Annotated in this window: 3 protein-coding genes and 5 pseudogenes; 7 read left to right on the top strand and 1 reads right to left on the bottom strand. The window is 56.1% G+C overall.

Going from position 1 to position 8253, the window contains the following annotated elements; translation table 11 throughout:
- The 7 genes and pseudogenes from LUZ64_RS36130 to LUZ64_RS36095 form a co-directional block, all read left to right on the top strand.
- Positions 1 to 325, top strand: a pseudogene (locus tag LUZ64_RS36130) (hypothetical protein); the annotation flags it as partial.
- Between the two features lie 444 nt (positions 326 to 769).
- A complete protein-coding gene (locus LUZ64_RS36125; protein ID WP_170116802.1) occupies positions 770 to 2035 on the top strand; it encodes an alpha/beta hydrolase in 1266 nt (421 codons plus the stop codon).
- 77 nt (positions 2036 to 2112) lie between these two features.
- Positions 2113 to 2465: pseudogene (locus LUZ64_RS36120) on the top strand (helix-turn-helix domain-containing protein); the annotation flags it as partial.
- A gap of 90 nt (positions 2466 to 2555) precedes the next feature.
- Positions 2556 to 3373, top strand: a pseudogene (locus LUZ64_RS37975) (transposase family protein).
- Between the two features lie 256 nt (positions 3374 to 3629).
- Entirely contained in the window at positions 3630 to 5537 is a 1908-nt protein-coding gene (locus LUZ64_RS36105; protein WP_095582259.1) for an eCIS core domain-containing protein, read from the top strand.
- Positions 5537 to 5971, top strand: a complete 435-nt coding sequence (locus LUZ64_RS36100; protein ID WP_143593240.1) for a hypothetical protein — start codon at positions 5537 to 5539, stop codon at positions 5969 to 5971. Before LUZ64_RS36105 ends, LUZ64_RS36100 begins: the two co-directional genes overlap by 1 nt.
- 811 nt (positions 5972 to 6782) lie before the next feature.
- Positions 6783 to 7432: pseudogene (locus tag LUZ64_RS36095) on the top strand (transposase family protein); the annotation flags it as partial.
- Positions 7433 to 7439: 7 nt separating this feature from the next.
- Here LUZ64_RS36095 and LUZ64_RS36090 read toward each other — a convergent pair.
- A pseudogene (locus LUZ64_RS36090) lies at positions 7440 to 8173 on the bottom strand (IS5 family transposase).
- Between the last annotated feature and the right edge of the window lie 80 nt (positions 8174 to 8253).

Genomic DNA, 8253 nt, shown 5'->3' with positions numbered 1-8253 from the left:
GCCGGACGGCCCAGCCGCCCCCGCCGCCGCCCCGGCTCACTCCTGGGTGACAAGGGCTACGACTCCAACCCAAACCGGCGCGAGCAGCGCAAGGCGGGAGATCCTGCCGGTCATCTCCCGCAAAGGCACCCCGAACATCCAGCGCCTGGGCAAACTCCGCTACGCCGTGGAACAGACCTTCGCCCTGCTCCACCAGTTCAAACGCCCCGCCATCCGCAGGGAGCACCGAACCGAACCCCACAACACGTTCCTCTCGCTGGCCTGCGGCCCCAACCGCCCGAGGCACCTCAAGAAGACCCGTTCATCATCCTGTTACGAGCCCTAAGCCATGATCGACCTCATGACCCGCCGGCTCACCAACGAATCCACCCCGAACCGGCACGGCACCTAACCCCCGGACCAAACACGAATCAACGGACCAAACGCTCAGTAACTCTCCCTCATCCAGACTTTCCAGATCCTTGTGCCAGCCTGGTGTTTAGAAAATAAGAACCTCGAGCGTTTCGTCGAAATCGTCAGGTGGGGGACTCTGAGCGCCCGGAACTGAGCTGACCTGTAGGAAAGTTTTATTTTTCCATAGATAGACTAGCGCAAGCAGGTAGGTTTTGTTTGAAACACTTCATTTTCTGACAGGGCGAGTTGAGCTGTCGCAGATCTGAGGACGTCTGATCCATACCACTCAGGATTTCCATCACTATCCGTCTGATCTTATTTACTTTGATCCGATCAACACTACATGGGAAGCTTAGCAAAAGAAAGGAAGCGCTATATGTTCACTCTGCTAAAGAAGATAGGGGCGGCGGGAAAGCCCTCTCTCACTCGTCGAGCGTCGGCTATTTCTGTAGGCCTCATGGCTACCGGTTTATGTCTCGCTCAAGCTCCCGTTGCATATTCTGCCCCCCAGCAAGAAGCTCACAGGACTGTCGTGTTCGTTCACGGCTTCGGCGGCGAATCGGCAACGTTCGCCCCTATGAAAGAATTCTTTAAGAAAGCAGGTTATAGGGATGAGGAGCTTTACGCCGTAGATTACAGTTCAAAGTTAGAAATCAAGAAAGCCGCCGAAAACCTCGGTAAGATAATCGAAGAAAAAGCAAAGGCTTCACCAGGTGGAGCGGTAGATATCGTCGCCCATTCCAGAGGTGGGCTTCCTACTCTATGGTATTTAAGAAATTCTGATGAAACTAAGCGTAAGCTTGTGGCCCACTGGGTGGGAATAGCGTCGCCCATCCACGGAACCGCAGTGGCTCCTAACTGGTTTCCCGGGGAAATGTCTGAAGGCTCCCCCTTTATCAAGGAGCTAAATGAAGGAGAGGACGACCCGGCTAAGTCAGTCCCAGGGCCGACGCTGTACGCTACCTTCCGCTCAAACGTGGGGGAAGGGGTAACGAATGAGGCGCCCGCATACTTTTGTGATGGAATCGTTGGGGGGATAGGGAAAGGGACAATTAAGGCGGGCAGAACTTCAGCTGTGCCAGGCGCTAGGAATGAAGTGACTCCTTGTCTTGGACACAATGAAATCCACAAAGACGAATGGGTGGCTGATAAAGTTATGGACTTTATCGCCTCTCCGTATTCCGGCTTAACCCCACGGAGAAGCAACACTCATTGCCCGGATAGTGGCTATGACTATTTGGGCGAAAAAGGTTTACTCGGGGAAGACATAGTTGAGTCATTCGTACAGACTTGCCTGGAAACCAATGGAAAAGGGAAAATCCGTGCCGTTAGCCGCATTCGGAATTGCAGCTTTAGGTACCTTGGATGGTTGTACACTTCTGGAAGTCAAAACCCTTGCAAGCCAAATCAGTCTCATGTAATCAAACATAATGGTTCAGAAATTCAAAGCGGGGCAGCTTCTGATGGAGACATGCAGCGCGCTGGCGAAATTCATGGTGACTGGGTGGACATGCCGGGAGACGGGAATTATGAAATATCTGTTAAGTACTCACAGAATGGCCCTAGGTGGGAAAAGCAACCAGAGCGAGAAATCCCCGCGTTCTCTGTAGGTATAGACAAATCGGAACTCCCGACTCCTTGAACCTCTTGCATCCTGGCTCTTGAAGGGTGAAAGGGCTGTTCAGGTGGGGTGACGCGGCAGGGCCCCTTGTCGTTGGCGTGGTGCTTCCACTCATCACACCGGCGTCCAAGAGGCCCTGTTGGTTCCGTATCCTGCCATGCTCGATGTCTCGCACGAGCTGGTCGAGCACGTCTCGTGGCTGATCCACGCCCGCCAGTGTGAGCTGAAGTCTCCCTGGAGGAGGCTGGGGTACTTCAAGTAGGCGCTCCTGGTGCTGGCGCGTCTGCGGAAGAATGAGACGTTCGCGCAGGTCGGGGCAGGTTTCGGGGTGTCGGAGTCCACGGCCTGGCGGTACGGCGACGAGACTCTCGAGATTCTCGTGGCCTGGGCACCTGGTCTCCGCGAGTCTCTGGTGGGCCTGGGTGAGGGCGACTTCGTCATCGTTGACGGGAGGTGGGGGTGGTGGTGTCCGCAACGTACGAGGCTCCCGTGCCGTTGGGGGAGATGTTCGAAGTCTCAACCCGTCAGTACAGGAGCCTCGTTGGTTCCCTATCCTGCCGTACTCGACCTGCCTCATGCGCTGGTCGAGTGGGTCACGTTGCTCATCGTCACCCGTGAGGGTGACCGCCGCTGCAAACTTCCGCCGCTTCGGCGTGCCCTCGTCGGGCTGGTGTACCTGCGCCGGCATGACACCCTTACCCAGCTCGCCGCTGGTTTCGGCATCGCAGGCGGCACTGCCCCCGCTGACACCGCAGCAGCCGTCGGGCTGCTGCGGTGTCAGCGCGCCCGGGCTGCTGCGTGCCCTACGCGAAGCCGCCCCCGACTATCCAGCGAACTATCAACCGCACGCTTTCCGCAACACGGCCACCAGTCGAGCGGGGCGTGGGCCCGTCTGAAATCCTGGCGGATCTTCCGCAAAGCCCCGGTGCAGCCCCAATCGAATGGCGGCAATCGCCACTGCCGTCCTCACCCTGGAGCCGCAACACTGAAAGAACTCGGTCAAAAGCACAAGCGGCACGGCATGAACGTGCGGGCCGTCGCCCGTCCGGACGGAACCCTGCTGTAGTTCTCCCGCGCACTGCCCGGCCGCACCCACGATCTGACGGCAGCCCGTGTACACGGCATCGTCCAAGCATGTCTGACCAGGAAAATCCTGGTCTTGGCCGACCGTGCCTACCAGGGCGCCGACGCCACAAGCGGTTCAACCGCGTCCACGCCAGACTGCGAGCTCCCGGTGAACGCGGCTTCGCCCGGCTCAAGACCTGGCGCATACTCTGCGGAGCCCGTTGCTCGACCAACCGCATCAGCCAGATCGTGGTCGCCGTCCATACCCTCCTGACCTGCAAGAATTCAGGATGAAAGAGGTTCAGTGACCACGGCTGGCCTGGCCGGTGAACAGACTTGACCAGCCGCTGGAGCTGCTGCGGCGAGCTCGGTGAACACCTCGACGATCTCACGACGCCGAGTGGAGATCACCTGAACGACCAGACTATTGCGGACAAAGCAACATACTTACGAGAAGCTTTTTACCAAGGTTAGCCTGTTTATTCATAATGGCAGCATCATCAGACCGATTTTATTTCCCCGCCAAACTTTCGCATATGGCAATCCCTGAGTGGAGGTAGTAGTGCTTGATAATTCTGTTGCACGACGTATACGTCAGGAATTAGAGTATGGTATTCCGTTGGATGGGTCGACACGTTCGTGGCTAGAAAACAGCTTTAGAGTGGATCTAGACCAAGTGCGCGTCCATGTCGACCCCCGCGCGGATGAATTAGCCAAAATATTCGACGCTGAGGCGTTCACGGTAGGCTCGGATATTTTCTTTCGAACCGGACGGTATAATCTTTGCAATTCCGAAGGGAGGAAGCTGCTCGCACATGAGGTGTCTCATGCTGTGCGAACCGGCTGCGTACCTCATGGCGCCTCTCAGGGAGACAGAGTTCAGCCCTTTGATGATCCAGACGAGTATTTGGCTGACGAATTTTCAGTTCTCGCCCTGTCCGGTAAAGTGATACCCGAATCTGCCGTGGCGCCGAGACGGTTGGAAGAAAGTTCCCCATTGCTTGTCAAATGCCATTCCTCGTGGGAGCACAGGATGCTAGGGGATTGCAATACGGAATCCTTGGATATCGTAGCAAAGGCATTGGATAAAAAGAGTGGAGAGTCAGGTAGCTACCTCAAGAAGCTACGCCAGTTACTGCTGTTATGGGAGACCGACCCAGAGAAGGTTACGGAAGGGAAAATCAAGAATATATTTCCAGATCTTCGTACGGTAACCCTAAAGAACAGCGGCCTGATAGTGACTTACGGAGAGCTTAATACACTTGCGGACTACCTTCCTGAGCCCGAGATCCTTGAAGAGCAACCTAAAGAAATCCTCTTACCTATACTGCAGACAGTTCGACAGGAAACTTATAATAAGATTGGTGGAACTTGGCTACTCGATGAATCGAGTAAGAATTTCGATAACAACATAGTTAACTGGCAATGGGGTGGGTTTCTTGAAAAACTGCTCGAAACGAAACGTATGAATGATCTAACAATGAAAGTTGGAGAGAAGGGCAAGGATCATTATTATGGACTTTTGGCCAGGAATGCTTGCCACTTCGCTCCTTTCTCATGGCACCGCTGGTATCAGTATTATACGATTGCACGCAAATACGCAACGGATGCATACCAAGGAGGGGAAAAGCGTGACCTTAATACGCATAAGGCGTGGCTCTATCACGGGTATGCGGACCATTTTCTACAGGATTCATTTGCTGCCGGCCATTTGGTTAATAAGACCCGCGTGATGCAGTGGTTTATAGAATGGTCGAAGGATAAGTACATACCAACCGGTGACTGGAAATACATAAAAGAGATGACCCTCAAAGATCAAGCAAATCTTGCGCCCGATGCTATGTACACAGAATGGCCGTACACTGGTGTCGTGATGGATCCGGAAAGTGGCCAGGAGAAAATTTCTAAAGAGGAACGAAAAGCTGCTTCTGGAGTTGAGGGAAGTGATACCGAACAAGCCTATTCGAATTGGCTCAAGTTCTTAGCTAATGGTGTTGTTCAGTCATCTACTGCCGCACTTCATGACCATTACAATGCGCAATCCTTATGGGTTTCATCCGACTCGAGAAAAGAGCCTTATCAGATCTGGGGAGATGACACTATGCTGAGGAGTGGTGATGGTGTAAGGATAGCCAGCGATACGGCCAGGAATCAATCTCAAGAGTCCATTCTTAACATACTCACCAGTGGCGAAGATGGAGGAATATCAGCCGCATCCATACGAAGCCATTTCCCTTCTCGGGTTGGCGACACGAAGGATGATCTAAATGATTTGAAAACATGGAACGAGAAGCTCCAAAATAAAGCCAATAAAGAGTTATTCGGAGGGTTCGCCAACAGGGCCAAGTACTTGGGAGTGTGGACCGCTACGCCGACCCTAGGAAAGGTATCTCTGGACGACTCCGTCGGTTCCAATGTTATAGAAAACGAGATGAATTACGATAAAGAGAGGCTGTAATGTTTAACTTTGGCACTATTGTTAATGAATCTAGCGACTTCATCTGGATTAGTTGTCCTATAGCACCCGAATCAACTCTATCAGGATCTGACCTCGGCTTTTCTCTCAGCCTAGCTGAGGTAGGGGTGGGACACCAGGGAATTATCTACCTCCGCGCGGAAGGTGATCATCGGATCGGTGAATTGGGTACCGTGGCCATCGAAGGCTGTTTTATAGCCAGCAGTGATCGGACTTCTCTTGAAGAAGATGCTGCACATCGTTGGACATATGTTAGCCCTGGCACACTTGATATTCATGTTAGGCCGGACTCCTCGATCACCATAAGCGAAGATGGCAGGGAGATTCTTACTGCTGTCCTCGTGAGTCCTGCCGAGTTGGGCAATCTTACGGCAGTGAAGCTTGGTAACCTTCCTCCTGATAATTCAAGTCAATGAACCTTTTAATTCTTCATGCTGGAATTCTTATGTGAATGCGCTGATCCCTGGCAATGCTGCTTGAGTTTCCTCTGAAATCATAGGGTTCTTACTGTGCCCTTGGTCTGCTGATCTGTGTTGGGCATCCAGGGTTTAGGTACCGCGTCAGTCCGATGTGCTTTCTCGCGGGCCATGAGGTCGATCACGGTGAGGTAGATCATGGCTTCGGATCGGTGCGGATGGATCTCGTAGTCACGGGCGAGGCGGCGGTGATGCACGGACCAGATTTTCCACCGCCTCGGGGTAACCTTGAATCCTCGGTCATAGGGGCCCGGGTGGACATCGATGCCAAGGTGGCGTTTGTAGCCAATGACCCCTTTCCAGTATCGGTTTCCTGGTCGACGAAGCGCACATTGGCGTCTTGACGATCTGGGAGTTCAGCATGCACGTAGACGGCTCATCGTGGCGGTCATCGGCCTCACGGACTAGACGCGCAATGGTGGGTGAGCTGCTCGAAGACACTGTCTTTCTGCCAAGAGGCGAAGTCGCCGTAAGCGGTCCACTAGCGGGGAAAGTCTATGTCAGGTGGCACCAGGAAATATCGGCGCGGTCCTCGTGGAGTACGGCGTTCTTCAGGGAGCGCAGATCATGCTCGGTCGGGCCGCTGATGTTCAGGCTGCGGTCGCGGCGTTCGATCTGTCAGGCGGTCAGCGCCGGCTCGATCGGTGTCCAGCGGGTATCAGCCAGGTCACTGAACCTCTTGCATCCTGGCTCTTGAAGGGTGAAAGGGCTGTTCAGGTGGGGTGACGCGGCAGGGCCCCTTGTCGTTGGCGTGGTGCTTCCACTCATCACACCGGCGTCCAAGAGGCCCTGTTGGTTCCGTATCCTGCCATGCTCGATGTCTCGCACGAGCTGGTCGAGCACGTCTCGTGGCTGATCCACGCCCGCCAGTGTGAGCTGAAGTCTCCCTGGAGGAGGCTGGGGTACTTCAAGTAGGCGCTCCTGGTGCTGGCGCGTCTGCGGAAGAATGAGACGTTCGCGCAGGTCGGGGCAGGTTTCGGGGTGTCGGAGTCCACGGCCTGGCGGTACGGCGACGAGACTCTCGAGATTCTCGTGGCCTGGGCACCTGGTCTCCGCGAGTCTCTGGTGGGCCTGGGTGAGGGCGACTTCGTCATCGTTGACGGGACGCTGATCCCGACCGACCGCATCGCCGCGGACGAGCCTTACTACAGTCAAAAGCACAAGCGGCACGGCATGAACGTGCGGGCCGTCGCCCGTCCGGACGGAACCCTGCTGTAGTTCTCCCGCGCACTGCCCGGCCGCACCCACGACCTGACGGCAGCCCGTGTACACGGCATCGTCCAAGCATGTCTGACCAGGAAAATCCTGGTCTTGGCCGACCGTGCCTACCAGGGCGCCGACGCCACCGCCCGCACCCTGTACTACGGACACCGAGAACTCCCCGACCACTACAAGCGGTTCAGAGGAGCTAACAGAATGCTTGGACGTGTCGGTAGGTGATTACGCAGCAGGCCAGTTCGAGGAAGGCTTCGTGGACGTCGTGGCGGATCTCCCGGCGGATCCGTAACCGTCGGAAGCCGTGGATCCAGGCGTTCGTGCGCTCGACGGCATACCTCACGGTTCCGAGCCCGGAACCGTGAGGTATGCCGCGTCGTGCAATAACCGGTTGGATGCCGCGCTTCCAGAGCAGACGGCGGTACTTGTCGAAGTCGTATCCACGGTCGGCGGACAAGTGCCGTGGCCGGTGGGGCCTGCCGGTGCGGCCCTTGATATGCGGTATCGCGTCGAGCAAAGGCAGCAGCTGGGTCACGTCGTGCCAGTTGCCGCCGATGAGCGTGATGGCCAGTGGGATGCCGTGCGCGTCGGTGATCACGTGGTGCTTCGAGCCCGGCCTGCCCCGGTCGACCGGGCTCGGCCCCGGGATTGGGCCGCCCCGACGTGCCTGCCGGTGCAAGCCATCGATCACCGCCCGCGACCAGTCCAGCTTCCCTGCCTGGTACAACTCGGTCAGAGGCGCAGCCGGCCCCAAACACCAGCCTCGTCCCACTCCCGCAGCCAGCGCCAGCACGTCATCCCCGAGCCAAAACCGAGCTCCTGCGGCAACCACTCCCACTGGATACCGGTACGCAGCACAAACAGGATGCCCTGCAGGCACGGGTCTTGACCCCGGGTTTTGGACACCGGAGAGACTTGGATCTTGATGGTCCAGGAGAACGGAGTCCCCGTGGGGATGAAGCATTACCCCGCCGAGTTCAAGGCGGACGCGGTGGCGTTGTACCGGT

The sequence above is a fragment of the Streptomyces albireticuli genome, assembly GCF_021228125.1.
Taxonomy (GTDB): domain Bacteria; phylum Actinomycetota; class Actinomycetes; order Streptomycetales; family Streptomycetaceae; genus Streptomyces; species Streptomyces albireticuli.
Note: the sequence above shows the minus strand (reverse complement) of the source record. Positions and strands in the feature narration are given on the sequence as shown.